A 24408-nucleotide genomic window follows, 5' to 3' on the forward strand; every position below is an offset into this window, starting at 1 on the left:
GGCCGGGCCATCGGGGCCAGCGGGGAGGATGGCCATGCAGCGAGCGCCGGCGAAAGCCACTCTCGCACTGGCGGGCGCCCTGATCCTGTGCACCGGCGCCGGGCTCAGCGAGAGGACGCGGGCTGCGCAGCGACTGGCCCAGGCCGTCAACTCGGGCGAGGGTCTCGCCGAGCTGTTCTCGCCGGAGATCCTCGCGCTGCGCGATGCGGCGGCAATCGAGGCCTGGCGCCTTCGCACCCTTGCGGCCTTCGGCCCTTTCACGACCGTACGGTACGGCCGCTATCTCGGCCAGGGGCAGCATCTCTATTCCGCCGAGTTCGAGACGGCGCAGCTCGACCTCTACCTGGCGGTCGACGATCAGGGGCGCATCGGAGGGCTGATGCTGTGCGGGGCCGGGCTCATGCCTCTCGTCCGGACGGAGGACATGCGGCGCTGCCAGGGACCCTGAGGCGGCGATCCCCGGATCGGCCCGGAACGCAGCGGTGCCGCACCGGTTGAGGAGGCTCGGGCCCAGAGCAGGAGCGGAGCCGGAGCCATGGAGCTTCAGGGGAAGGTCGCGCTGATCACCGGCGCGGGATCGGGTATCGGAAAGGCCGCAGCAGTGCGCTTCGCCCGTGAAGGCGCCGTGGTCGGCGTGCTGAGCCATACCGAGCAGGAGGTCCGCCAGACCGTGGAGGAGATCCGCGGCGCGGGCGGCAGGGCCGAGCCGCTGGTGGCCGACGTCGCCGACGACGAGGCCATGAAAGCCGCGATCGCCGGTCTGGCCCGGGCCCATGGCCGGCTCGACATCGTCTTCGCCAATGCGGGGATCAATGGCGTCTGGGCGCCCATCGACGAGCTGGCGCCGGCCGAATGGGACCGCACCATCGCGGTCAACCTGCGCGGTACCTACCTGACGCTCCACCACGCCGTCCCGCATCTGAAGCGCGCAGGTGGCGGATCGGTGATCGTGACGGCCTCGATCAACGGCACGCGGGTCTTCAGCAATGCCGGGGCGACGGCCTATTCCTGCACCAAGGCTGCCCAGGTCGCGATGGTGCAGATGCTTGCGCTCGAACTCGCCCGGCACCGGATCCGGGTCAATGCCATCTGCCCCGGCGCCATTGACACGGAGATCCAGGAGAACACCCAGGCGCGCAACACCGAGAAGGCGAAGGAGCCCGTGGAATACCCGGAGGGCAAGATCCCGCTGACCGACGGCAGGCCGGGCGACAGCTTCGAGGTGGCCGAACTGGCCCTGTTCCTGGCATCGGAGCGCTCGCGCCATATCACAGGCACGCCGGTCTGGATCGACGGGGCGCAGTCGCTCCTGGTCGGCTGAACCCGAAACCCACCTGCGGAAGGAAGCGGCGCATGTCCGACGGCCATGCGTGGTGGCAGCGCGGCGTCGTCTATCAGGTCTATCCGCGCTCGTTCCAGGATTCCGACGGGGACGGGATCGGCGACCTGCGCGGCATCACGGCGCGGCTCGACCATCTGGTGGATCTCGGCGTCGACGCCGTCTGGATCTCGCCGATCTACCCCTCGCCCATGGCGGATTTCGGCTATGACGTCGCGGACCACACCGGGATCGATCCGGCCTTCGGGACGCTCGAGGAGTTCGACCGGCTGGTCGCCGAGGCGCATGGCCGCGGGCTCAGGGTGATCCTGGACTACGTGCCCAATCACACCTCCGACCGGCACCCCTGGTTCGCCGCGAGCCGCTCCTCGCGCACGGACCCGCTGCGCGACTGGTACGTCTGGCGCGACCCCGCGCCCGACGGGGGACCGCCGAACAACTGGGTCGCCGAGTTCGGCGGCAGCGCCTGGGAATGGGACGAGCGCACCGGCCAGTACTACTATCACGCCTATCTCAAGGAGCAGCCGGACCTGAACTGGCGGAACCCCGCCGTGCGCGAGGCCATGCTCAATGTCCTGCGCTTCTGGCTCCGGCGCGGGGTCGACGGCTTCCGGGTGGACGCGATCCACCACTTGGTCGAGGACGAGCGGCTGCGCGACAATCCGCCCAGCCCGGACTGGCGCCCAGGCATGTCGCCGGCACGCAGGCTCGTGCGCGCCCACACCATGGACCAGCCGGAGGTGCACGAGGCAATCGCGGCCATGCGCCGGGCCGTCGAGGAGTTTCCCGGCGACCGGCTGCTGATCGGCGAGGCCTACCTGCCGATCGATCGGCTGATGGCGTATTACGGGATCGATCTCGCCGGGTTCCACCTGCCCTTCAACTTCCACCTGATATCCACTCCCTGGAAAGCTGCCGCGGTGGCGGCGCTCATCGACGCATACGAAGCCGCCCTGCCCCCGGGCGGCTGGCCCAACTGGGTGCTCGGCAACCACGACCGCTCGCGCGTGGCGAGCCGGATCGGCCCCGCCCAGGCGCGCGTCGCGTCCATGCTGCTGCTGACCCTGCGCGGGACGCCGACGATCTACCAGGGGGACGAGATCGGCATGCTGGACGTCGCGATCCCGCCGGATCTCGTCCAGGACCCGTGGGAGCGGAACCTGCCGGGGCTCGGGCTCGGCCGCGATCCCGTGCGCGCGCCCCTGCCCTGGGCAGCCGGCCCGGGGGCCGGCTTCACCACCGGCGCGCCATGGCTGCCCCTGCCGCCGGACCATGCGCGGACCAACGTCGCGGCCCAGGATGCGGACCCCTTCTCCATGCTCGCGCTGGTGAAGGCGCTGCTGCGGCTCCGCCGGGCGGAGCCCGCGCTCTCGGTCGGGGACTATGTGCCGGTGGGCGCCATTGGCGACGTCCTGGTCTACGAGCGCCGGCACGGCGGCGAACGGTTCCGCATCGTGCTGAACATGGGATCCGCGCCCTGCGAGATCCCCAGTGGTCCCCTGACCGGACATATCCGCCTTTCCACCGGCCTCGGCCGGGTGAACGAGCCCATCGGGCGGACGATCAGCCTCGGGCCCGACGAGGGGCTGGTGATCGCCTGCGAGGGCTGAAGCGCGCTTGCGGCCACCGGCCGATGCAGCAATGGCCTGTCCGTCGGGCGGAATGGAAATGCCGCTCGCGCGAACGGAACGGTCGCGCAGACCGAACAAGATGATGCCGAGCCCTGACACGAACGCTGAAAAGAAGGCAAAATGACCGCAAAATGGGCAGAGAAGATTAAATAAATTTTTAACCCATGACGACCAGTATGAGATGGTAAAAATAGGCCGCCGGGAGCGGGAGCACGCGGCCTCCTTTGAGTCCAATTCCCAGATCGGCCAACCGCGATTGCTTCCAAGAGGAGGACCGAATGCTGCTCACCCCGCACGCGGTCGATGTCGCCGACACTGCGCAGGCCGGTGAGGTCGAGCCCGAGCGCATCATCGACCTGACGGGTGTCGTCGGACGCGCGGTGCGGGACAAGGTGAAGCGCGTCAAGGCCATCACCTCACAGACGAAGATCCTGGCGCTGAACGCGCTGATCGAAGCCGCACGCGCCGGCGAGGCCGGCAAGGGCTTCGCCGTCGTCGCCAACGAGGTGAAGGGCGTATCCTCCCAGATCGAGGACGTGACGGCCGAGTTGGAGGGCGAGGTAACCCAGGCCGTGCGCGAGCTCGAGCAGCTCGGCGCCGGCATTCTCGAGCAGCTCCGGGGCCAGCGCCTGGTCGACCTGGCGCTGAACGCTGTCGAGCTGATCACGCGGAACCTCTACGAGCGGACCGCGGACGTGCGGTGGTGGGCGACCGACAGCGCCATGGTGGACGCGGCGTCCAGCCCGGGGGACCCGGCGCTGACGAGCCATGCGTCCCAGCGCCTCGGGGTCATCCTTCGCGCCTATACGGTCTACCTGGACCTGTGGCTGTGCGACCTCGACGGCAAGGTGATCGCCCATGGACGGCCCGACCGCTTCGCCGCGGCCGGCACCTCCGTCGCCAACGAGAAGTGGTTCCGGGAGGCTCTGGAGACTCTTTCCGGCGACGACTACGCAGTGGCCGAGATCGTGGCGGAGCCCCGCCTCGGCAACGCACCGGTCGCCACCTTCGCCGCCGCCGTGCGCGAGGCGGGTCGCGTCGACGGCCGGCCGATCGGCGTGCTCGGAATCCATTTCGACTGGGGCCCCCAGGCCGAAGCGATCATCCGGGGGGTCCGGCTTGGCCCGGGCGAGGTCGCGCGCAGCCGGGTCATGCTGGTCGACCGGGCGCACCGCGTGATCGCATCCTCGGATGGCACCGGCGTCCTCTCCGAACAGCTTGACCTTCAGGACGGCGGGCGTCCGTCGGGCATGTACCACGGCGCTGACGGCAGTGCCGTCGCCTTCCACCGCTCCCCGGGCTACGAGGCCTATGACGGCCAGGGCTGGTTCGGCGTGATCGTCCAGCAGCCCACACTCCGGCGCTGAGGCGCGACTCGGCCGCGGTGTGCCGACGCGGCGTTGCGCTGCACCCAGTTTCAGGGACGCCCCGCATCGCTGGCCGGCCGCGACCACAACGCCATTGCCACGGCAGGCACGAATCCGCGCCCTTGATTTCAAAATGCGGCAGCGCGACGGAATACGTCCCTCGTGGAAGATATTGGAAGTTTTTTAGATCTTTCGTATTATCCTTGCGGCAAATAGTCGCCATCCGTTGGTATTGAAAACGGTTGGCTACAGGAATAACCGCATTGGCATCGCAGCTAGCCGAGCGAGGCCCCATCTCCCTTGGGGGACCTCGCCGGAATGACTTCTGCGGCATGCCGACGCGCTTGAACGCAGAGGACGGATCTTGCTGCTTCGAAGCCTTCCCCTGTCGGCCAGGGTCGCAACCATGGTCATGGTCGCACTCGCGATCCTCAGCTCGGCCATCTACGTCGCGAGCGATGCCCTCCTCGGGGGGCACGCCCGGCAGCAGGCGCAGGAGCGCCAGGAATCCAACATGCGCGTCGCCTGGAACGTCCTGCGCCAGTATGGGCAGGAATTCCGCATCGCGGACGGGAAGCTCCTGGCCGGCGAGGTCGTGCTGAACGACTTCTTCGATCCCGTGGACAGCATCCGCGAGCAGGTCGGCGGGACCGCAACCGTCTTCATGGGCGATACCCGCATCGCGACCAACGTGAAGAAGCCGGACGGAAACCGTGCCGTCGGAACCAAGCTGGCGCCGGGCCCAGTCCACGACGCCGTGCTCGGAAAGGGCGTCCCCTACCGCGGCGAGACCGACATCCTGGGCACGCGCTTCTTCACGGCCTATGACCCGATCAAGGATCCCGCAGGGAAGGTCGTGGGCATCCTCTATGTCGGCATCCCCAAGGCCGAGTTCTTCGCCGGGGTCGATGCGCTGACGCAGCGGATCGCCTGGATGAGCGCGCTGATCACGCTCGCCGTGGCCGGCGCCTGCCTCCTGATCGGGCGCGCCATGTTCCGCCCGCTAAAAGGCATTCGCGGCGCCATGGAGCGCTTGGCGAAAGGCGACCTCTCGGTGGAGATCCCATGGCGCCGCCGGACCGACGAGATCGGCCAGATGGCGCAGGCGGTGCAGGTCTTCAAGGACAACGCCCTGGCGGTCGAGCGCCTGCGCGCCGAGCGCGAGGAAGCCGAGCGCCTGGCCGAGGCCGCGCGCAGGAAGGAGATGACGCAGCTCGCGGCCCGGTTCGAGGCCAAGGTGAAGGGCGTGGTGGAGGCCGTTGCCACGGCCGCTGCCGACATGCAGGACTCGGCCACCTCCATGGCCGCTAGCGCCGAGCAGACGAGCCGTCAGGCGACGGAGGTCGCCGCCGCCTCTGGGCAAGCCCTGGACAACGTGCACACCGTCGCCGCCGCGACCGAGGAGATGTCCGCCTCCATTGCCGAGATCGGACGCCAGGTCTCGAGCTCAGCCGACATCTCGGCCACGGCCGTGCAGGAGGCCTCGCGCACCAGCGAGACCATCAACAGCTTGGTCGAGGCTGCCCGGCAGATCGGCGACGTGGTCGAGCTGATCAATTCCATCGCCGGCCAGACGAACCTTCTGGCGCTGAATGCCACCATCGAGGCCGCGCGCGCCGGCGAGGCCGGCAAGGGCTTCGCCGTGGTGGCGAGCGAGGTCAAGGCGCTGGCCACCCAGACCGCCCGCGCCACCGAGGAGATCCAGGCCAAGGTCCAGGAGATCCAGAACGCCACGAGCGGCGCACGCGGCGCCATCGAGGGTATCGGGCAGACGATCGGGAGGATCCACGACATCGCGGCGGGGATTGCCGCCGCCGTCGAGCAGCAGGGCGCGGCTGCCCGCGACATCGCGGGGAACGTCCTGCACGCGGCCCGCGGGACCCAGGCCGTGTCGAGCAGCATCGCAGGCGTGAACCAGGCCGCGACCGACAGCGGAGCGGCGGCCCGCCGCGTGCTCGGCGCCGCCTCGGGCCTGGCCAGCGAGGCCGAGAAGCTGAGATCCGAGGTCACGGGCTTCCTCGCCAGCATCCGCACGGCCTGACCACAGCGGCATGGCCGGCTTGCGCGCGGTCGCGGCAAGGCCGGCTTGCGCGCGGTGCTATCACGGCGGGGCGGATTCTGCTCTAGGATGGCTGCTCCCGGAAACGCTCCGGAGCAGCCATCGGGACGGGCAGGATGAAAAGCTTCGATGCCATCGTGATCGGCGTGGGCGGAATGGGATCCGCCGCCCTGTGGCACCTCGCGCGCCGCGGCCGGAAAGTCCTGGGGATCGAGCGCTTCGACCTCGGCCACGCCATGGGGTCGTCGCACGGGCTCAACCGCATCATACGGCTGGCTTATTTCGAGCACCCAGACTATGTCCCGCTGCTGCGGCGCGCCTACGCGCTGTGGCGCGAGACCGAGTCGCTCGCGGGCGAGCAGCTTCTCTTCGTGACCGGGGGCATCGACGGCGGCGCCGAGGACAGCCGCGTCGTCCAGGGCTCCCTGCGCGCCTGCCGCGAGCACGATCTCCCGCACGAGGTCCTGACGGCCGCCGAGACCGCCCGCCGCTTCCCGGGATACCGGCTGCCCGACGGCTACGCGGCGGTCTATCAGCCGGACGCGGGGTTCGTCGCGTCGGAGCGCGCAATCCTGGCCCATGCCTCTCTGGCCGTCGCCAAGGGCGCCGAGATCCACGGCCGCGAGCGGGTCGTCGCCATCGAGCCCGGACAGGGGCGAGTCGTCGTCGTGACCGACCGGGATCGCTACGAGGCTGGAACGGTGATCGCCTCGGCGGGCGCCTGGATCGCGGACCTGGTCCCCGCCCTGCAGGGGCGGGCGGTGCCCGAGCGGCAGGTGCTCGGGTGGTTCCTGCCACGGGATCCCGCCCACTTCACCCCGGCCGTCTTCCCGGTCTCGAACATCCTCACGGAGTTCGGGCACTTCTACCAGTTCCCGACCTGGGGCATTCCGGGCTTCAAGATCGGGCTCTACAATCATCTCCGCCAGCACGGCCACGCGGATTCCCTGTCACGCGAGCCCACGCCGGAGGACGAGGAGGTGCTGCGCCGCGGTATCCGGCACATGTTCCCGGACGCCGACGGGCCGATCCTCCGCCTGGCGGCCTGCCTGTTCACCAATACGCCGGACGAGCATTTCGTGATCGACACGCTGCCCGGTGCGCCCGAGGTCGTCGTCGCGTCACCCTGCTCGGGTCACGGTTTTAAATTCGCAAGCGTGATCGGCGAGACCCTCGCCGATCTTGCGACGGAGGGGAGGACCCGGCACGACCTGTCGCTCTTCGCGATGGGACGGTTCCCGGGAACCGCTGCGGCGCCGTGAACGGCGACCCGGCGGTCGGCATTCGGAGAAAGCGATGAAGACGATTCTGATCACCGGGGCGAGCCGCGGCATCGGCAAGGCCGCCGCAATCCTCGCCGGCCAACGCGGCTGGTCGGTCGGCGTGAACTATGTCGGCAACGCCGAGGCCGCCACCGACACGGTCTCCGCGGTCGAAGCTGCCGGCGGACGCGCGGCGGCGTTCAAGGGCGACGTGGCAATCGAGGAGGAGGTGATCTCCGTCTTTGATGCGGCGACCGAACGCCTGGGACCGTTGGACGGCGTCGTGGTGAACGCGGGCATCGTCGCGCCGCCGATGCGGCTGATGGACATGGACGGCGCGCGGCTGCGCCGCATGTTCGAGGTGAACGTGCTCGGCGCCTATCTTTGCGCGCGCGAGGCGGCGCGGCGGCTTGCACGCAGCCGGGGCGGCCGGGGCGGATCGATCGTCCTGATCGGTTCGATCGCGGCGACGCTCGGCTCGCCCAACGAATACGTCGACTATGCAGGCTCCAAGGGCGCCATCGACGCGCTGACCCGCGGCCTGTCGCGGGAAATGGGCCCGGAAGGCGTGCGCGTGAACGCGGTACGCCCCGGGCTGATCGAGACCGACATTCATGCCAGCGGCGGGCAGCCGGACCGTGCCTGGCGGCTTGGAACCGGCACGCCGCTCGGCCGCCCGGGCCGCCCGGAGGAGGTGGCCGAGGCGATCATCTGGCTTCTCAGCGACGCCGCCTCCTACGCCAACGGCGCGCTCATCGACATCTCCGGCGGCCGCTGAGCCCCCGCGCCCCCGGGCCGGCTGCCCGCCGCGGCGCCGGCCTTCCCTTGCACGAGGCCCCTGCGCTTGACGGCGTCCGTTCCCATGTCCGCCATCGCTGCGGTGATGGCCCCGGTCTTCATCGTGGCCGCGCTCGGCTTCGGCTGGACCCGCGCGCGCCTGCCTTTCGATCGGGCGTTCGTGACGACCTTTGTGGTCAATGTCGCGACACCCTGCCTGGTCTTCTCGACCCTGACACGCCTTCGGGCCGAGGCCAGCGACGTCACGGCCCTGGCGCTCGCCGCCGCCACCGCGGTGCTCCTGGCCGGCGGCTCGGGCGCCCTGGCCATGCTGGCGCTGCGGCTGCCCCTGCGCCCCTATGTGCCCGCCTTCGCCTTCCCCAATGCCGGCAACATGGGCATACCCATCTGCCTCTTCGCGTTCGGGGAGACCGGCATAGGCTACGCGGTCGTGTTCTTCACCGTGCTCGCGGTCTTCCAGTTCACGCTCGGGCCCGCCATCGCGGCCGGGCGCGCCGACCTGCGCCAGCTCCTGAGCACGCCGCTGGTGCCCGTGGTGATCGTGGCCCTTGCGGTGCGTGCGACCGGGCTTCCCCTCCCCGCCTGGCTCACCAACACCACAGGGCTTCTCGGCAACTGCGCAGTGCCGCTGATGCTGGTCTCGCTGGGCGTGGCGCTCGCCGGGCTGCGGCTGAAGGGGACCGTGCGGGCCCTGGCCCTTTCGGCACTGCGGCTGGCGACCGGCGCCGCGGCCGGCTGGGCCGCAGCAACGGCCTTCGGTCTTGAGGGAACCATGCGCAGCGTGGTGATCCTACAGAGCGCCATGCCCGTGGCGGTTTTCAACTATCTCTGGGCCGCGAAGTTCGACAACGCGCCGGAGGACGTCGCGAGCATGGTGATCGCCTCCACCGTCCTTGCAATGCTCCTGCTGCCCGTGCTCCTGGTCTTCCTCGCTCCTGGCTGAAGCCTGAGCTGACCGCGGGGTGGGCTCGATCGGCCCACACCACGCCGCACCGCGTATCTCCTGGCAGAGCCCGGCAGCTTCGCACGGCGCTTCTCGCCCGCCAGCAGCCTGGCAAGCCTCGTCGATCTCCTCGGCCAGTCCGACCTGCCCGTCCACGTGGCCATCAGCCTCCGCCGCGTTCTCGTCGGGCTGGCGATCGCACTCGCGGTCGGGGTTCCGGTGGGCATCGCTGTGGGCCTGATCGGTGCGCTGAACGCCGCCACCTCACCGGCCTTCCAGTTCCTGCGGATGATCTCGCCGCTCTCCTGGATGCCGATCGCCGTGATGGCCTTCGGCGTCGGCGACCGGCCGATCTACTTCCTGCTGGCCTTCGCCGCGGTCTGGCCGATCCTGCTGAACACGGCCGAGGGAGTCCGGCGCCTGGAGCCGAGCTGGCTGGCCCTCGCCACGAGCCGGGCCGCAACTCGCTGGGAGATGCTGCGCCACGTGATCCTGCCCGGGGTGCTCGGGCATGCCCTCGTCGGGCTGCGGCTGGCCATCGGCGTCGTGTGGGTCGTGCTGGTGCCGTGCGAGATGCTCGGCGTCTCGGCCGGCCTCGGCTACTTCATCCTCGATACGCGAGACCGACCGGCCTGTTCCGAACTGATGGCCATGGTCATCGTCATCGGCCTGCTCGGCTTCCTCCTGGACGCCGCGGCCCGCTGGCTGTACCGGCTGGCCTTTCCTGGATCCTGATCTCCAGCCCTGGCCGCCGGATCCGATCCCTGCGCCGCCGGCGCAGGGATCGGATCCGGCCAGCGCCCGCACCAAACCTCAGTGATGCCGCACCTCAGTGATGCTGCGGGCGCGCCTGCTCGGTCGCGAGGCGCCGGACCGCGCGCTGAGCCTGCTCGACGCGGCGGAAGAACCGGCCGTCGAGCTCGCGGAAGGCATGGTCCGCCACAAAGAAGGTGTAGCCGCCGCGCTGAGCGACGACGATCCCGGCCGCGCGGCCCTGGACCTCGATGGCGTAGGCATTGGAATCGTGCATCTCATACCCCTGCGAAGGGCGCCGCGCGGGCGTCCTTCATTGTATGGAGGGCGTGGAGACCGGTCGCGACGGCCGGTTCAGACGGGACCTCTGACCACAGCGGTCAGTGACAGGACCCGGGACACATCCAGGGGGTGGCGATGCAGGCTTGGGGAAAGAGGGCGCGCGGCCGGTCGGCCGGCGCAATGGTTTTGGACGTCATCCGGTCTCTCCAAGGTTCCACGACCGGTGATCGTGGCGCTTAGCGTTTGGTGTCGCGGCGCAAGCAGGGGCCGAAAATTCCCGCGGCGACCTTCGTCGCAAGGCGGATCGTCAAACAACCTCGCCAACGAGTCAATATTCAAGATTTAACATACCTGTCGCGTTGTCGGTATAACCAACATCCATGCGTCCACCATGGGAGCCGCCCTGCATCCGCGTCGTGCCCGCGGCACTTGCGCCGTGCGTGAAATCCCGGAAGCTTCGTGCCCGTAGCCTCGGTCCGGGGCACGGGGAGCTGCCATTCAGCCGCCCCGCCAGAAAGGAGAGCCTGCGTGAAGGACGTCGAAATACTCCTGGGCGGTCCCATGCCGCCGCTCGTCATGGACGGGGTGGCCACGAGCTTCACCGCGCACCGCCCTTGGGAGGCAGCCGACCCCGCGGCCTATCTGGCCGGGATCGGCCCGCGCATCCGCGGTCTCGCCACCAGCAGCTCCCATGGCCGCATCGACGACGCCTATCTCGCGCACCTGCCGCGCCTCGAAATCATCGCCAGCTACGGGGTCGGGTACGATTCCATAGACGTTGCGGCGGCGGCCCGCCGCGGCATCGTGGTGACCAACACGCCGGACGTCCTGACCGACGAGGTCGCCGACCTCGCCCTCGGCCTGCTGCTGGCGACCGTGCGGCAGCTCCCTCAGGCCGACCGCTTCCTGCGCAGCGGCCGCTGGCTCGAGAAGTCCTTCCCGCTCACGGCGACGCTGCGCGAGCGCAAGGTCGGCATTCTCGGCCTCGGCCGGATCGGCAAGGCTATCGCGAGGCGCTGCGAGGCGTTCGGGCTTCCAATCGCCTATCACGGCCGTCATCGGCAGGACGACCTGCCCTATGCCTTTTACGGCACGCCGGCCGAGCTGGCCGCGGCGGTCGACGTGCTGATGGTCGTCACGCCCGGCGGCACGGGCACGCGGCACCTCGTCGATGCCTCGGTCCTGCAGGCGCTGGGGCCCACCGGCATCCTGATCAACGTCTCGCGCGGCAGCGTCGTGGACGAGGCGGCGCTGATCCGCGCCCTGCGCGACGGGACCATCCTGAGCGCCGGGCTGGACGTCTTCGAGGACGAGCCGCGCGTCCCCAGCGAGCTGGTCGAGATGGAGCATGTCGTGCTTCTGCCCCATGTCGGTTCGGGCTCGGTGCACACGCGCAATGCCATGGGCCAGCTCGTCGTCGACAATCTCGCGGCCTGGTTCTCCGGCAAGGGTCCGCTGACCCCCGTGCCCGAGACGCCCTGGGCCGGCCGGACCGCCTGATCAGGACGTGCCGCGGGCGCTGGTGGGCCCGCGGCATCCTTTCTGGCAAGCCCCGCAGGACAAGCAATTTGCTTGGCTGCCAAATCATATTCATTCACGAGAACGATCCCCCAAGAAACCACGACAAGCAACACCGCAGCTCGCCGTGTGATTCGATGCGTCAGGAATTAGCAATGGTCGCCATCGCCACGAAGGGATTGTAAGTATTTGCACGTATAGTCTTATACGTACCAATACGTACACCGATATCTGACCGCTGAAATTCATTTATTATTAAGTGCGGGACCGCTACCTCCAGGGTCGCCGATCGCGGGCGCCGCAGCGACGGCCAGCAGCAGTCGCGGCGGTTCATGCCGCATGCCGGCACCTGGAGGCTGATCCGTGACGCGAGAAGAAGCAGCGACGGGCACCGGGCATGGCTTCGCCCCTCGTGCCGTGTCTCGCGGCCAGATCCCGGCCGCCGCAGGCACCCCGCCGCACGATGGCGCCCGGCCGGCCACCAGGCACGCCCGCCATCCCGAATGCCTCACCGACGCGCCCATCGCGGGCACTTCCGAGGCCGGCGGCCCGCAGGCTCCTGCGGCCCCCGGCACCCACGTCCATCAGCGCTGAGATCCCATCATGAACATGATCGAACATACCCCCACGGCGCAGGCCCAGTCGGATATCATCGAGAACGTGACCTTCGACGAGCTGGTGGTCGGGCAGACCGCGAGTGTCACCCGCGAGGTCACGCAGAACGACATCGAGCTGTTCGCGACGGTCTCCGGCGACGTCAATCCTGCGCATCTGGACAAGGAGTATGCCGACGCCAGCATGTTCCATGGCGTCATCGCCCACGGCATGCTGAGCGGCTCGCTCTTCTCGACGATCCTGGGCACCGTGCTGCCCGGCCCCGGCACCATCTATCTCGGCCAGGACCTGAAATTCCGGCGGCCGGTGAAGCCCGGGGACGTGGTCACCGCGACCGTGACCGTGCGCGAGAAGGTCGAGGACAAGAAGCGCGTCGTCCTGGATTGCCGCTGCGTCAACCAGGAAGGGAAGGAGCTGATCCTCGGCGAGGCGCAGGTGCTGGCCCCGACCGAGAAGGTCAGGCGCCATCGCATGGCGCTGCCCGAAGTGCGCATGATCCGGCACGATGCCTGCGCCAAGCTGCTGGAGCTCTGCGCCAACCTGCCGCCGGTCCCGACGGCGGTCGTGCATCCCTGCGATCTCGACAGCCTGCAGGGCGCCGTCCTGGCCGCCGCCAACGGCCTGATCGTGCCGCATCTGGTAGGCCCGGCCGCGAAGATCCGCGCCATCGCGGAGGAGCATGGCCTCGACCTGTCGGCCTGCACGCTGGTCGATGTCGAGCACAGCCACGCCGCCGCCGCCAAGGGCGTCGCCATGGCCCGGTCCGGCGACGTCGCCGCCGTCATGAAGGGCAGCCTGCATACCGACGAGCTGATGGGCGAGGTCGTCCGCAAGGACGGCGGGCTGCGCACGGCGCGCCGCATCTCGCATGCCTACGTGATGAGCGTCCCGACCTACCACAAGACGCTGATCGTCACGGACGCCGCCATCAACATCGAGCCCGACCTGGAGGCGAAGGTCCACATCGTCCAGAACGCGATCGACCTGGCCCGCATCCTGGGCGTCGACGTGCCCAAGGTTGCCATCCTGTCGGCCGTGGAGACGGTGACGCCGAAGATCCAGTCCACGCTGGACGCGGCCGCCCTGTGCAAGATGGCGGATCGCCGGCAGATCACCGGGGGCGTGCTGGACGGGCCTCTGGCCTTCGACAACGCCATCAGCGCCGCGGCCGCCCGGACCAAGGGGATCACGAGCCCCGTCGCCGGCGATCCCGACATCCTGCTGGTCCCCGACCTCGAATCCGGAAACATGCTGGCCAAGCAGCTCTCCTTCCTGGCCAGCGCCGATGCCGCCGGCATCGTCCTCGGCTGCCGCGTCCCGGTCGTGCTGACCAGCCGCGCCGACAGCGTGCAGACGCGCCTCGCCTCCTGCGCCGTCATGGCGCTGGTCGCAGGCGCCCAGAAGCCCCTCTAGAGCGGATCGCGATCCGGTGCGGGCACCGGATCTCGCGAATCCGCCCTGACTTCAATCAGTTGCTAGCGTTCTGGGGGGCACGGCGAACCTCAGATCGCTCCAGGCCAGAAGCCTCTCCAGGAGCGTGCCATGGCAGACGTCATCATCGTCCTGAACTCCGGATCCTCCTCGATCAAGTTCGAGGTGTTCCGGCAAAGCGCCGCGGAACTTGATGCCGTGCTCCGCGGGCAGATCTCGGGCATCGGCACCCATGCCAGCTTCACCGCCAAGGACCATCACGGCCGGACGGTGGAGGAGCGAAGCTGGGACCCGCCGGCGAATCCCACCGAGGAAGAGCTCCTGGGCGAGTTGATCGCCTGGATTGAGAGCCGCCTCGAAGGCGACCGGATCGCCGCCGCCGGCCACCGCGTGGTCCACGGCGGGCGCCGCTTCGCGGATCCCGTGCTGGTCACACCCGACGTGATGGCCGAGCTGGAGGCCCTGGTGCCGCTGGCGCCGCTGCACCAGCCCCACAACCTCTCGGCCATCAGGGCGCTGGCCCTCGCCCATCCGGGCCTGCCGCAAGTCGCCTGCTTCGACACGGCCTTCCACCGCGGCCATTCCGACGCGATCAGCCGGTTCGCGCTGCCGCGCGCCCTGCACGAGGACGGCATCCGCCGGTACGGCTTCCACGGGCTGTCCTACGCCTATGTCAGCCGCGAGCTGGCGCGTTTGGCGCCCGAGCTGGCCTCGGGCAAGGTCGTGATCGCCCATCTCGGCAGCGGCGCCAGCCTGTGCGCGGTCGAGAACGGCGTTAGCATCGACAGCACCATGGGCTTCACGGCCATCGACGGCCTGCCCATGGGCACGCGCTGCGGCAGCCTGGATCCCGGCGTCGTGCTGCACCTGCTGGAAGCCAAGGGCATGACACCCGCGGCGATCCGGAAGCTGCTCTACAACCAGTCCGGCCTGCTGGGCGTCTCCGGCATCAGCAACGACATGCGCGACCTGCTCGCCTCGGACAGGCCCGAGGCACGCCAGGCCATCGACCTGTTCGTGCACCGCATCGTGCGCGAGATCGGCGCCCTGGCCAACACCATGGGCGGCCTCGACGGCATCGCCTTCACGGCGGGCATCGGCGAACGGTCGCCCGAGATCCGCGCCGAGGTCTGCCGCCGGCTCGGCTGGCTGGGTCTGGAATTCTGTCCCGAATCCAATTTCGCGGGCTCCTCGCGGATCAGCCGGCCGGGAAGCCGCCTGTCCGCCTGGGTCATCCCGACCGACGAAGAGCGGATGATCGCCATGGAGACACTTGGAATCCTGGCGCCCGCCGCAACGCACAAGCCAGTCAAGGAACTCGTCCAATGACCGAACTCTCCATCGACCTCAAGGGCAAGAAGGGCCTGGTGGTCGGCATCGCCAACCAGCACTCGATCGCCTATGGCTGCGCGCGCGCCTTCCGGCGCCTGGGCGCCGACCTCGCGGTGACCTACCTGAACGAGAAGGCGAAGCCCTATGTGGCGCCGCTCGCGGAGGAGCTGGGCGCGCCGATCCTGATGCCGTGCGACGTCTCCGCCCCAGGCCAGCTCGAAGCCGTCTTCGAGGAGATCGGGCGCCGCTGGGGCAAGCTGGACTTCGCCCTGCACTCCATCGCCTTCGCACCCATGGCGGATCTGCATGGCCGCGTCGTCGACTGCTCGCGCGAGGGGTTCACGACCGCCATGGACATCTCGTGCCACTCCTTCATCCGCATGGCGCGGCTGGCGGAGCCGCTGATGCGCGACGGCGGCACTCTCTTCACCATGAGCTACTACGGCGCGGAGAAGGTGGTCCCCCACTACAACATCATGGGCCCGGTGAAGGCGGCGCTCGAGGCGACGACCCGCTACATGGCGGCCGAGCTCGGCCCGAAGGGCATCCGGGTGCACGCGATCTCCCCGGGTCCGCTCAAGACCCGCGCGGCCAGCGGCATCGACCATTTCGACGAGCTGATGAGCCGCGTCGAGGCCGCCGCTCCGGCCCATCGCCTGGTTGAGATCGAGGATGTCGGCCTGACGACCGCGCTCCTGGCCACCGATGCCGGGCGGCTGGTCACGGGTTCGACCACCTACGTCGACGGCGGCTATCACGTGGTCGGCTGAGCCCGGGAACGGGAGAGAGCCCTGGACCACCGAGAGGCGGAGGGGGCATCGGCACCGCCGGCCCCCTCCGCCACCGCCGCGGGTCCTGCGAAGTGGAACCAGGGCGACCGCGACAGGACGCTTGCCACGGGTATGAGCCCGAGAGCTTCTACCTCTGTGGATTGCCGCCCCGCCGGCTCCGCGCGCCGACGCTTCGGTAGAAGCGGATCGTCTGCTCGCCGATCGTGTCCCACTCAAACGCCTCGAGCGGGGCTGCGCGCCCGGCGACCCTGCCGGACGAGTCCAGCGCCTGCATCAGATGCTGGGCCGTGAACGGTCCCTCGTAGGTTCTGACCCAGTCTCTCCCGACCGCCTCGGCCAGTTCCACCAGGCTGCCTGCGGCCGGCACAAGCACCGGCCGGTCGAGGGACAGCGCCAGCAGCGCGGATCCGGAGTTCAGGACTTCGGCATACGGAAGTGCGACGAGGTCGGCGGCCCGCACGCAGGTTTCCAGAACATCGTTCCCGACGAAGCGGAGGTCGAGCCGAATGCGCGGGTCCCCGGCGGAAAGCTCTACAAGGCTGGCGCGGAGACGGTCGTCCCGGGGCAGCCCGGTCACCAGGAGCCGAAGGTCGTCGCCCTCGATCTCACGGAAGCAGCGGACAAGCGTGTCGACATTCTTGTAGGGCTTGATCTGGCCGACGAAGGTGACGATCCGCCCTTCGGCCGGCAGCCCGAGCCGGAGCCGGGCTTGCGTCTTGTCGAGGCCGGCCCCCAGCACCTCTCGGTAGTGACCATGCCAGATCACGGTATGCGGCTTGTTCGCGAGGTACCGGTGTTCCGCGCGGAGCGTGCGCGCCGCCAGCTCGCTCATCGAAATCACGCCGTCGATCTGGGTCGAGAGCAGCCGCAGATACAGACGCCAGAGCCCGTTCCCGATCGCACCGGCATCATGAGGTGACATATTGTGCACCGTCCAGACGACACGGCTCCCGCGGGCCCGCATCGTCAGGAGGCCCGCCAGCAGCAACAGGGCACGGGTCGGAACCAGGAGCGGCCGGGCAAATCTGAGGCTGCGCCGGACCCAGGTGACACGCTCAGGCCAGTGAAGATGGATGACATCTGGCCGTTCCTTGATGAAGCTGAAGTAGGAGAGCTCCTTTACCTTGATGCCTAACGAGCTGATCCGCCGATAAAGCAGACCCTGGTACGGGTTCAGCTTCTCCATCGAGTAGGCAGGCCAAGCCAAAGCGGACAGAGGCTCGCTCACGTCATGTGAGTGCATTGCGGATTCAAGCGCCGGCCCAGCGGGTGCAGCCATCGAAAGCCCCCATAGGCAGCCACAAGTAGAGCGGCGGTCACATTATCATGATGGCAAATGCGAAAAACCTCGGCAGAAGGCTAAACGGAAGCACGGAACCGAGCAGCCGCAAGTTTCCATGCCTCCTTCGCTGTATTCATGGGCGCGGCCAGCACCGGCTGGGTGAGTAGCCCTGGCTGGCGTTCGAACGGCGCCCCACCGGCCAGCGCAAAGACTACCCGATCACGCATCGCAATACCGCGCGCCTGCCACAGCCCTCCCGTTGCTGCCGGCGCCCTGCCAGTAGAGCGGCGGTCGCCGCGTTTCCGGCGCGAACGCATCGTTCCGACCGACACTTCCACAGTGGCGCCGATGCCTCATCGGGTGACGGAGACCTGTCTTCGGGTCTTCCTCCAGGCGCCGCGCGGACATGGCCATGCTCAGCCCGACAGCCGCGTGCTCCGCGAAACCGGGAGGATCGAACGTGCGGGAGTTCAGGCGATCGGCGCGATGGGCTGCACCGGCTCCGAATCGGGCCGAGCCTCGTACAGCTTGCAGGGCTCGCCGAAATAGTCGCTATCCCCGAGGGGGGCGAGGCCGATCTTCTCGGCGACGCGGAACGACTGCGTGTTGCTGGGATGGGCCGTTGCGATCACCCGGTCGAGACCAAGCGTGCCGAAGGCGTGCCGCAGCAGCGCCGCGGCGGCCTCGGGAGCGTAGCCCCTGCCCCAGGCCTGCCGCACGACCCGCCAGCCGATCTCCGCGGGTGAACGGGAATCCGCGTCGTCGGCGGGGATCAGGCAGACCCAGCCGAGGAATCCGGCGGGGTTCTCCTCCGGGACAAGCGACCAGTAGCCGAGCCCTGCGGGAAACACCGTGCCGATCCTGCGGACCAGCCACTCCGCGTGCGTGCGCGGGTCCGCCGGCATTCCTCCGACATAGCGCATCACCTCGGGATCGGAATCCATTGCGATGCAGGATTCCAGGTCCCGCAGGTCACGCGGCCGGAGGATGAGCCGCCGGGTTCTGATGATCGGCAACATGCGTCCAGCCTACCTGATCGCCGGTCGGAGCCGGAAGGCCGGCGCCTGCCGTCTTCAGGGCACCTGGGCACCGCGGCAGCCGAGACCGATCGCGTAGACGCTGGTCGTCGCCGTGATCAGGAGTTGGTTGCGCCGAGCACCGCCGAAGGTCAGGTTCGCGACGGTCTCCGGCACCCGGATCCGGCCCAGCCGCGTCCCGTCCGGGGCATAGCAGTGGACACCGTCGGCCGCCGAGATCCAGACATGGCCCTGGAGGTCGACCCGCAGGCCGTCAGGCACGCCGGGCTCGATATCGGCCAGGACGCGGCTCCGCCCCAGCCGAACGCCGTCGATCAGCTCGACGGCCCGCACGTGGTGCGGCGCCGCCGGGTCGTGTGATGCGGCGCTGTCGGCGACGTAGAGCGTCCGCTCGTCCGGCGAGAAGGCTAGGCCGTTCGGCTTCACGAAGTCGTCCGCCACGATCCTCAGCTCGCCGGTGGCGGGATCCAGGCGGAAGACGTGGCAGCCGTCCAGCTCGGGCTCGGCCCGGTGGCCCTCGTAGTCGCTGAGGATCCCGTAGGGTGGATCAGTGAACCAGATGGCCCCGTCGGAGGCCACGACGGCGTCGTTGGGCGAGTTCAGCCGACGGCCCTGGTAGGCGTCGGCAAGAACGACCACCCGGCCGTCGGGCTCGGTGCGGGAGACGCAGCGCCGGCCATGCTCGCAGGTGACCAGCCGCCCCTGGCGGTCGCGCGTGTTCCCGTTGGGAAAGTTCGCGGAGGCTCGGAAGACGCTGACCCCGACCCCCTCGATCCAGCGCAGCATCCGGTCGTTGGGAATGTCGCTGCAGACCAGCATCCCGTGCTCGGCGAACCAGACCGGCCCCTCGGCCCAGGACAGCCCGCCGAAGAGCCGTCGCAGCCGGGCTTCCGGCGATACCAGGCTGCGGAAGCGCGGGTCGTCCGCCAGGGCAACGTTCGCGGCTGCCGTCACCGGCTCGGCCATGGGAGTCTCCATGCTGGGATCGTGCATGCTCAGCCCTCCGTCCCGCCGGCGCGCCGGAAGGCGAGCAGCATGGCAATGATCACGAGTCCGTAGATGATCTGGCGTCCGGCATCGGGCATCTGCATCACCGAGAGCACGCTCTGCAGCAGCACGATCAGGATCGTTCCCAGCACTGTCCCGGTATAGGTTCCTCGCCCGCCGAGCACATGGGTCCCGCCGATCACCACCGCCGCGATGGCCGGCAGCAGGTAGGCGTTGCCCATGCCCTGATAGGCCTTTGCCGAGTAGCCGGCGAGCATGCATCCCGCGAGCGCCGCGCAGATGCCGCACAGGGCGAAGCAGGTGATCACCACGGCGTTGGTGCCGATGCCCGACAGGTAGGCCGCGGCCTCGCGGTTGCCGACGGCGTAGATGGCGCGACCCAGGGGGGTGCGGGTCAGGATCACCACCAGCACGGCCGAGACCGCGATCCAGACCAGCACGGCCGCAGGCAGGCCGAGGACCCGACCGGTCGCGAGGAAGGCCATCAGCGGGGTGGCCTGGCTCTGCGGCGCATAGCCGCCGGTGTGCAGCACCATCAACCCCTGCAGCACCGTGTTCACGCCCAACGTGAAAATCATCGAAGGCACGCGCAGATAGGCGACGCCGAGCCCGTTGACCACCCCGACCGCGCAGCCGATGGCCAGCGCCAGCGGGATGGCCGCGGGCCCGCCGACCGCCGTCGCCATGACGGCCGCCGTTGTCAGCGTCCACGGGACCGAGAGGTCGATGTGGCCGAGCAGGATCACCATCATCAGCCCGCCCGCGATCAGCCCCAGGAAGGACGCGATCTGGAGCTGCTGAAGCAGGTATCCCGGCGTCAGGAAGGTCGCGGCGCCGCCCATGCTCAGCGTATAGGCCGAGCCGGCCAGGAGGATCACGAGGATCGACCCGGCGGCCAGCAGCGAAGGCCTGTCGAAGGTGGGCAGCGCAAGGCGCATCGTCGTTCCCAACACGTTGAAGTCCGAGCGGATTCGCGCGATCCGCCCTAGCCGAAGAGATGCAGGCGGTTGCGCACCCGCAGGACGCGCGCCGCGCCCAGGGACACGGCCAGCAGCAGCACCAGCCCCTCGACGAAGGGCTGCAGCAGCGGGTCGGCCAGCGCCCCGAGCCAGGAGCCGGGGTCGAAGACCCGGAAATTGAAGGAGATCGCCCGCAGCACCAGCGCACCGAAGATGGAGCCGACCACCCCTCCGGAGCCGCCGAAGAGGGAGGTCCCGCCAATGACCACCGCGGCGATCGAGTTCAGGGTATAGGCGGCGGCCTGTGGCGCGTCGGCATTACCGGATCCCGTCTGCAGCGCCAGGTAGAGCCCGGCCGTCGCGGCGAAGAGCCCCGCCAGCATGTAGGCCGCGAGGCGCGACCGGTCGACCGCGATGCCCGACATGTAGGCCGCCCCCTCCGAGGACCCGACCGCGTAGCAGCCCCGCCCCGTCACGCTCGCGCGGAACGGCAGCCAGACGAGGACGACGATGGCGACGACCAGCAGCACCGGCGTCGGCAGGCCCGCGAAGGGCGCGAACCATGGTGCCTTGCCGTCGTCGAACAGGCCGAAGGTCGCGGCCAGCTCGGCAAGGTCATAGGTCAGGCCGAAGGACAGGTCCTTGTCGATCTCGCCACCCGGGGTCGGGCGCAGCAGCAGCGCGATCCCCGTGAAGACGGCGCCGCTGGCGAGCGTCGCGACGATGGGCTGCACGCGCCCGTAGACCACGAGGCAGCCATTCACGAAACCGCCGAGCAGCCCCGCCCCGAGGCACAGGGCGATGCCGAGCGCGAGATCGGCCGGGCCGCCGTTCAGCACTTGCGAGGCCAGGCAGTTGACCAGCGTCATCAGCGGACCGACGGAGAGGTCCAGCCCGCCGGTCAGGACCGGCAGGGTCTGCGCCATGGCGGCCAGCACCAGGGCGAAGGATTCGTTGGCGTTCTGGACCAGCAGAGGCCCGGACCCGCCCCGCGGGTGCAGGACGGAATAGAGGCCGTAGAGGAGCGCGAACATCAGGATCGCGCCGATGAGCCCCCGGTTCTGGGCAAGGCGCAGGCGCAGGTCAGACATGGGATCCTCGCGCGTCCACCCGGGCGGCATCGCTCCGCGCCCCGTCCACGTGGGCTCGGCCTCCGTCGGCCGCGCCCGCCGCAGCCGGCGGCGCGGCGAGAGACAGGTCGAAGGCGCCGGCGACCAGGTTCATCTCGTCGATCTCCCCGCCTTCGAGCACCCGCACCACCCTTCCCTCGTAGAGCATCAGGACCCGGTCGCAGCAGCCGATCAGCTCGGCATAGTCCGTGGAGAAGAGAAGGACCGCCGCTCCGGCATCGGCGAGGTCGCGCAGGAGCTGGTAGATCTCCTGCTTGGTGCCCACGTCGATGCCGCGCGTCGGATCGTTCATCAGCACGATCCGGGGCTCGTTCAGCAGCCATTTCGCGATGACGACCTTCTGCTGGTTGCCGCCCGACAGGGTGGAGACCGGGCGGCGGACGTCGTCGACCTTGATCCGCAGGCGCTCGACCATGCGCTCGACGCTGCGGCGCTCGGCCTCGGCATCGATGAAGGGCCCGCGGCGCAGCCGGGACAGCGAGGCGGCCGTGACGTTGTCGGCCACCGACATCGGCAACATCAGCCCCTCGGTCTTGCGGTCCTCGGGGATCAGGGCCATGCCGATCGGCGTGGACTTCGCCTGCCCGGGACCAGAGATCCGGCGCGGCACGCCGTCCACCAACACCTCGCCCTCGACGCCGCGCAGCACACCGAACAGCGCCAGAAGCAGCTCGCGCTGGCCCTGGCCCTCGAGCCCGCCGAGCCCGACGATCTCTCCGGGATGGAGCGCGAAGGACACGTCGCGCAGGCGCTCCGCCCAGGTCAGCCCCCGCACCTCCAGGACCGGCGCGCCGGCACGGGCCTCCGCCCGCTTGGGCGGGAAGACCGTGTGGATGTCCCGTCCGACCATCATGCGCACGATCTCGTCGTCGCTGCGCGCGTCAGTGTCGAAGGTCTCGACATGCGCGCCGTTTCGGAACACCGAGCAGCGATCCGCGAGATCCCGGATCTCGTTCATGCGGTGCGAGATGTAGAGCAGCAGGACGCCCTCGTCCCGGAGCCGGCGCACGATCGCGTAGATGCGCTCGACGTCGCCGCCGGTCAGTGCAGAGGTGCCCTCGTCCAGGATCAGGATCCGAGGGTCGCGGCCGAGGGCCTTCGCGATCTCGACCATCTGCCGGCGCGACAGGGGCAGGTCCTTGACCAGGGACAGCGGGTGGATGTCCTCGCACCCGACGCGCGCCAGCAGCTCCTCGGCGCGCCGGCGCTGCGCCCGCCTGTCGATCAACCCGAAGCGCCGCGGCGGGTTGGTGATGCTGATATTGTCCGCGATCGACAGGTCCGGGACCAGCGACAGCTCCTGGAAGATGCAGGCGATGCCCTGGGCCGCCGCATCCTTGGGCGAGGCGAAGGCGACCGGGCGCCCGTCGATCCGGATCTGGCCCTCGTCGGGCCGGACCACGCCCGCCACGATCTTCATGAGGGTGCTCTTGCCGGCCCCGTTCTCGCCAAGCACGGCATGGATGCTGCCGGCCCTGCCCTCCAGGTCGACGCCACGCAGCGCGTGCACCCCGCCATAGCGTTTGGAGACGGCAGACAGACCGAGGAGTGGCGGCGCGATGCTTGTCATTTGGCCTGGGCTGGCTGCGGGAGATCTGCTGCCGGCGGCAGCCTGCCTGGCCGCGCCGGAGGCTGCGGGACGGGGCCGGACATGCCGGCCCCGCCGCTCCAGCGATTACTTCTTGTCTTCCTTGGTCTGCGCCATGATCTCGGTTGCCGAGAGGTTCACGCCACAATCCGGGAAGGCGTTGCCGGTGAAGAAGTTGTCGCCGAGCTCGGGCCAGTAGTTCTTGCCGGCGGCCAGCGTCTTATAGCTCTCCATGGGGATCGGCACGGAGACGAGCTGCGGCATCACCTTGCCCTGCAGCGCAGACAGTGCGGCCTTCATGGCGATGGCGACCAGGCCCGGCGACTGCCCCACGGAAAGGCCCTTGATGTTCTTCTCCGCGATCAGCTTGCGAAAGCCGTTCTCGGCCTCGCCGGACACCGGGATCATGGGGTGGCCCGCATCGATCAGCGCACGGACGGCGCCGGTCGTGCCGCCCTGCACGAACATGCCGTCGAACTTGCCGTGGACCGAGAGCGCGTCGGCGACGGCCTTCTGCGCCGTGCCGTCGTCCCAGTTGCCGACGACCTCGACGATCTTGTAGCTGTTGCCCGGGGCCTCCAGAACCTCGCGGAAGCCCAGGTGCCGGTCGCGGTCGACCGAGTTGCCGGGCAGACCGCGGACCTCCAGGATGGTTCCGGACTTTCCGGCCTGCTCGAGGATCCAGCGGCCGTGGATGCGGCCCATCTCGAGCTGGTCCTCGTTGACCTGCATTACGTCCTTGGTGTCGAGGACGTTGTCGAAGGGAACCAGGACGACGTCGGAGCGGTTGGCCGCCCGGATCACGCGGTCGAAGCCGGTGGGACTGACGGCGATGGTGATGATCGCGTCGAAGCCCTGGTTGATGAAATCCTCGATGGCGCCGAGCTGGGCGGCGGCATCGGTGCCGGTGGAGACGACCCGGAAATCCTTGATCAGCGGCTTGACCGAGGGATCCTCGGCGAAGGCTTTGGCCGTCTGGACCATCTGGATGCGCCAGGTGTTGCCGACGAAGCCGTTGACGAGCGCCACCCGGAAAGGCGGCTTGCGCGCCGTCCACTGCAGGTATCCGGTCTTCTGGTCCCAGGGCTTGAAACACTTGGGATCCTCGCCCGGACCGGAGACCACCTTCGGGCCCGCGGCGGCCGATCCCGCCCAGGCCAGGGCCGCAGCGACCACGGCGGCGCGCGCGACGTGTCTACCAAGCATTGCCGGTATCCTCCCCGTTGATCTTAGGACTCCGGTCGCGGCCATCACGCGCGGGGGCGGATGTCTCGCTCCTTCGC

The 24408-nt window shown here is 69.2% G+C and carries 21 protein-coding genes; 13 read left to right on the top strand and 8 right to left on the bottom strand.

The features are described 5' to 3' along the window. Positions 1-34 precede the first annotated feature (34 nt). The 9 genes from JUB13_RS03275 to JUB13_RS03315 all read left to right on the top strand — a co-directional run bounded on the left by JUB13_RS03275 (position 35) and on the right by JUB13_RS03315 (position 10134). Positions 35-448, top strand: coding sequence for a hypothetical protein (locus JUB13_RS03275; RefSeq protein WP_207477179.1), 414 nt, complete (start codon positions 35-37; stop codon positions 446-448). Positions 449-535: 87 nt separating this feature from the next. Continuing rightward, entirely contained in the window at positions 536-1321 is a 786-nt protein-coding gene (locus JUB13_RS03280) for an SDR family oxidoreductase (protein WP_207477180.1), read from the top strand. 32 nt (positions 1322-1353) lie between these two features. Next, entirely contained in the window at positions 1354-2949 is a 1596-nt protein-coding gene (locus tag JUB13_RS03285; protein WP_207477182.1) for an alpha-amylase family glycosyl hydrolase, read from the top strand. Positions 2950-3248: 299 nt separating this feature from the next. Continuing rightward, the gene (locus tag JUB13_RS03290; RefSeq protein WP_207477184.1) at positions 3249-4337 is read left to right on the top strand and encodes a methyl-accepting chemotaxis protein; all 1089 of its coding nucleotides are present in this window, start codon (positions 3249-3251) and stop codon (positions 4335-4337) included. A gap of 364 nt (positions 4338-4701) precedes the next feature. Continuing rightward, positions 4702-6378: a methyl-accepting chemotaxis protein gene (locus JUB13_RS03295; protein WP_236024673.1), complete on the top strand. Its 1677-nt coding sequence runs from the start codon at positions 4702-4704 to the stop codon at positions 6376-6378. Positions 6379-6512: 134 nt separating this feature from the next. Then, entirely contained in the window at positions 6513-7658 is a 1146-nt protein-coding gene (gene solA / locus JUB13_RS03300) for an N-methyl-L-tryptophan oxidase (RefSeq protein WP_207477186.1), read from the top strand. 34 nt (positions 7659-7692) lie between these two features. Then, positions 7693-8436, top strand: coding sequence for an SDR family oxidoreductase (locus JUB13_RS03305; RefSeq protein WP_207477188.1), 744 nt, complete (start codon positions 7693-7695; stop codon positions 8434-8436). A gap of 84 nt (positions 8437-8520) precedes the next feature. Next, positions 8521-9399 carry an AEC family transporter gene (locus JUB13_RS03310; RefSeq protein ID WP_207477190.1) on the top strand — a complete coding sequence of 293 codons (879 nt, stop codon included), beginning with the start codon at positions 8521-8523 and terminating at the stop codon, positions 9397-9399. Positions 9400-9555: 156 nt separating this feature from the next. Beyond that, positions 9556-10134, top strand: a complete 579-nt coding sequence (locus JUB13_RS03315; protein ID WP_328702853.1) for an ABC transporter permease — start codon at positions 9556-9558, stop codon at positions 10132-10134. A 94-nt stretch (positions 10135-10228) separates the two neighbouring features. Here JUB13_RS03315 and JUB13_RS03320 read toward each other — a convergent pair whose 3' ends face one another. Next, the gene (locus tag JUB13_RS03320; RefSeq protein ID WP_207477192.1) at positions 10229-10429 is read right to left on the bottom strand and encodes a hypothetical protein; all 201 of its coding nucleotides are present in this window, start codon (positions 10427-10429) and stop codon (positions 10229-10231) included. Positions 10430-10962: 533 nt separating this feature from the next. On the opposite strand from JUB13_RS03320, the gene JUB13_RS03325 reads away from it, so the two are divergent. From JUB13_RS03325 to fabI, 4 genes are all read left to right on the top strand, one after another. Next, positions 10963-11934 (top strand): 2-hydroxyacid dehydrogenase, encoded by a 972-nt coding sequence (locus JUB13_RS03325; RefSeq protein ID WP_328702854.1) that lies wholly within the window; start codon positions 10963-10965, stop codon positions 11932-11934. Positions 11935-12555: 621 nt separating this feature from the next. Next, the gene (locus tag JUB13_RS03330; RefSeq protein ID WP_207477194.1) at positions 12556-13980 is read left to right on the top strand and encodes a bifunctional enoyl-CoA hydratase/phosphate acetyltransferase; all 1425 of its coding nucleotides are present in this window, start codon (positions 12556-12558) and stop codon (positions 13978-13980) included. A gap of 129 nt (positions 13981-14109) precedes the next feature. Further along, positions 14110-15327 (top strand): acetate/propionate family kinase, encoded by a 1218-nt coding sequence (locus JUB13_RS03335; protein ID WP_207477195.1) that lies wholly within the window; start codon positions 14110-14112, stop codon positions 15325-15327. Continuing rightward, positions 15324-16100, top strand: a complete 777-nt coding sequence (gene fabI / locus JUB13_RS03340) for an enoyl-ACP reductase FabI (RefSeq protein ID WP_207477196.1) — start codon at positions 15324-15326, stop codon at positions 16098-16100. Before JUB13_RS03335 ends, fabI begins: the two co-directional genes overlap by 4 nt. A gap of 148 nt (positions 16101-16248) precedes the next feature. On the opposite strand, the gene JUB13_RS03345 is transcribed toward fabI, so the two are convergent. The 7 genes from JUB13_RS03345 to JUB13_RS03375 form a co-directional block, all read right to left on the bottom strand. Further along, positions 16249-17307 (bottom strand): glycosyltransferase, encoded by a 1059-nt coding sequence (locus JUB13_RS03345; protein WP_207477197.1) that lies wholly within the window; start codon positions 17305-17307, stop codon positions 16249-16251. Between the two features lie 566 nt (positions 17308-17873). Next, positions 17874-18422, bottom strand: coding sequence for a GNAT family N-acetyltransferase (locus JUB13_RS03350; RefSeq protein ID WP_207477198.1), 549 nt, complete (start codon positions 18420-18422; stop codon positions 17874-17876). 54 nt (positions 18423-18476) lie between these two features. Further along, positions 18477-19433, bottom strand: coding sequence for an SMP-30/gluconolactonase/LRE family protein (locus tag JUB13_RS03355; RefSeq protein ID WP_207477199.1), 957 nt, complete (start codon positions 19431-19433; stop codon positions 18477-18479). Positions 19434-19435: 2 nt separating this feature from the next. Continuing rightward, a complete protein-coding gene (locus tag JUB13_RS03360; protein WP_207477200.1) occupies positions 19436-20386 on the bottom strand; it encodes an ABC transporter permease in 951 nt (316 codons plus the stop codon). A gap of 47 nt (positions 20387-20433) precedes the next feature. Continuing rightward, positions 20434-21498, bottom strand: a complete 1065-nt coding sequence (locus JUB13_RS03365; RefSeq protein ID WP_207477202.1) for an ABC transporter permease — start codon at positions 21496-21498, stop codon at positions 20434-20436. After that, a complete protein-coding gene (locus JUB13_RS03370) occupies positions 21491-23107 on the bottom strand; it encodes a sugar ABC transporter ATP-binding protein (protein WP_207477204.1) in 1617 nt (538 codons plus the stop codon). The genes JUB13_RS03365 and JUB13_RS03370 overlap by 8 nt, the downstream gene beginning before the upstream one ends. 105 nt (positions 23108-23212) lie before the next feature. Next, entirely contained in the window at positions 23213-24331 is a 1119-nt protein-coding gene (locus JUB13_RS03375) for a sugar ABC transporter substrate-binding protein (protein WP_207477205.1), read from the bottom strand. Positions 24332-24408 lie beyond the last annotated feature (77 nt).

It is taken from the genome of Arenibaculum pallidiluteum (assembly GCF_017355985.1).
In the GTDB taxonomy this organism is placed as follows: Bacteria; Pseudomonadota; Alphaproteobacteria; order Azospirillales; family Azospirillaceae; genus Arenibaculum; species Arenibaculum pallidiluteum.

Bases quoted from the DNA above. Each gene is read 5' to 3' on its own strand.
- JUB13_RS03275 (WP_207477179.1), top strand. From the start codon at position 35: ATGCAGCGAGCGCCGGCGAAAGCCACTCTCGCACTGGCGGGCGCCCTG.
- JUB13_RS03280 (WP_207477180.1), top strand. From the start codon at position 536: ATGGAGCTTCAGGGGAAGGTCGCGCTGATCACCGGCGCGGGATCGGGT.
- JUB13_RS03285 (WP_207477182.1), top strand. From the start codon at position 1,354: ATGTCCGACGGCCATGCGTGGTGGCAGCGCGGCGTCGTCTATCAGGTC.
- JUB13_RS03290 (WP_207477184.1), top strand. From the start codon at position 3,249: ATGCTGCTCACCCCGCACGCGGTCGATGTCGCCGACACTGCGCAGGCC.
- solA (WP_207477186.1), top strand. From the start codon at position 6,513: ATGAAAAGCTTCGATGCCATCGTGATCGGCGTGGGCGGAATGGGATCC.
- JUB13_RS03305 (WP_207477188.1), top strand. From the start codon at position 7,693: ATGAAGACGATTCTGATCACCGGGGCGAGCCGCGGCATCGGCAAGGCC.
- JUB13_RS03310 (WP_207477190.1), top strand. From the start codon at position 8,521: ATGTCCGCCATCGCTGCGGTGATGGCCCCGGTCTTCATCGTGGCCGCG.
- JUB13_RS03320 (WP_207477192.1), bottom strand. From the start codon at position 10,429: ATGCACGATTCCAATGCCTACGCCATCGAGGTCCAGGGCCGCGCGGCC.
- JUB13_RS03330 (WP_207477194.1), top strand. From the start codon at position 12,556: ATGAACATGATCGAACATACCCCCACGGCGCAGGCCCAGTCGGATATC.
- JUB13_RS03335 (WP_207477195.1), top strand. From the start codon at position 14,110: ATGGCAGACGTCATCATCGTCCTGAACTCCGGATCCTCCTCGATCAAG.
- fabI (WP_207477196.1), top strand. From the start codon at position 15,324: ATGACCGAACTCTCCATCGACCTCAAGGGCAAGAAGGGCCTGGTGGTC.
- JUB13_RS03345 (WP_207477197.1), bottom strand. From the start codon at position 17,307: ATGGAGAAGCTGAACCCGTACCAGGGTCTGCTTTATCGGCGGATCAGC.
- JUB13_RS03350 (WP_207477198.1), bottom strand. From the start codon at position 18,422: ATGTTGCCGATCATCAGAACCCGGCGGCTCATCCTCCGGCCGCGTGAC.
- JUB13_RS03355 (WP_207477199.1), bottom strand. From the start codon at position 19,433: ATGCACGATCCCAGCATGGAGACTCCCATGGCCGAGCCGGTGACGGCA.
- JUB13_RS03360 (WP_207477200.1), bottom strand. From the start codon at position 20,386: ATGCGCCTTGCGCTGCCCACCTTCGACAGGCCTTCGCTGCTGGCCGCC.
- JUB13_RS03365 (WP_207477202.1), bottom strand. From the start codon at position 21,498: ATGTCTGACCTGCGCCTGCGCCTTGCCCAGAACCGGGGGCTCATCGGC.
- JUB13_RS03370 (WP_207477204.1), bottom strand. From the start codon at position 23,107: ATGACAAGCATCGCGCCGCCACTCCTCGGTCTGTCTGCCGTCTCCAAA.
- JUB13_RS03375 (WP_207477205.1), bottom strand. From the start codon at position 24,331: ATGCTTGGTAGACACGTCGCGCGCGCCGCCGTGGTCGCTGCGGCCCTG.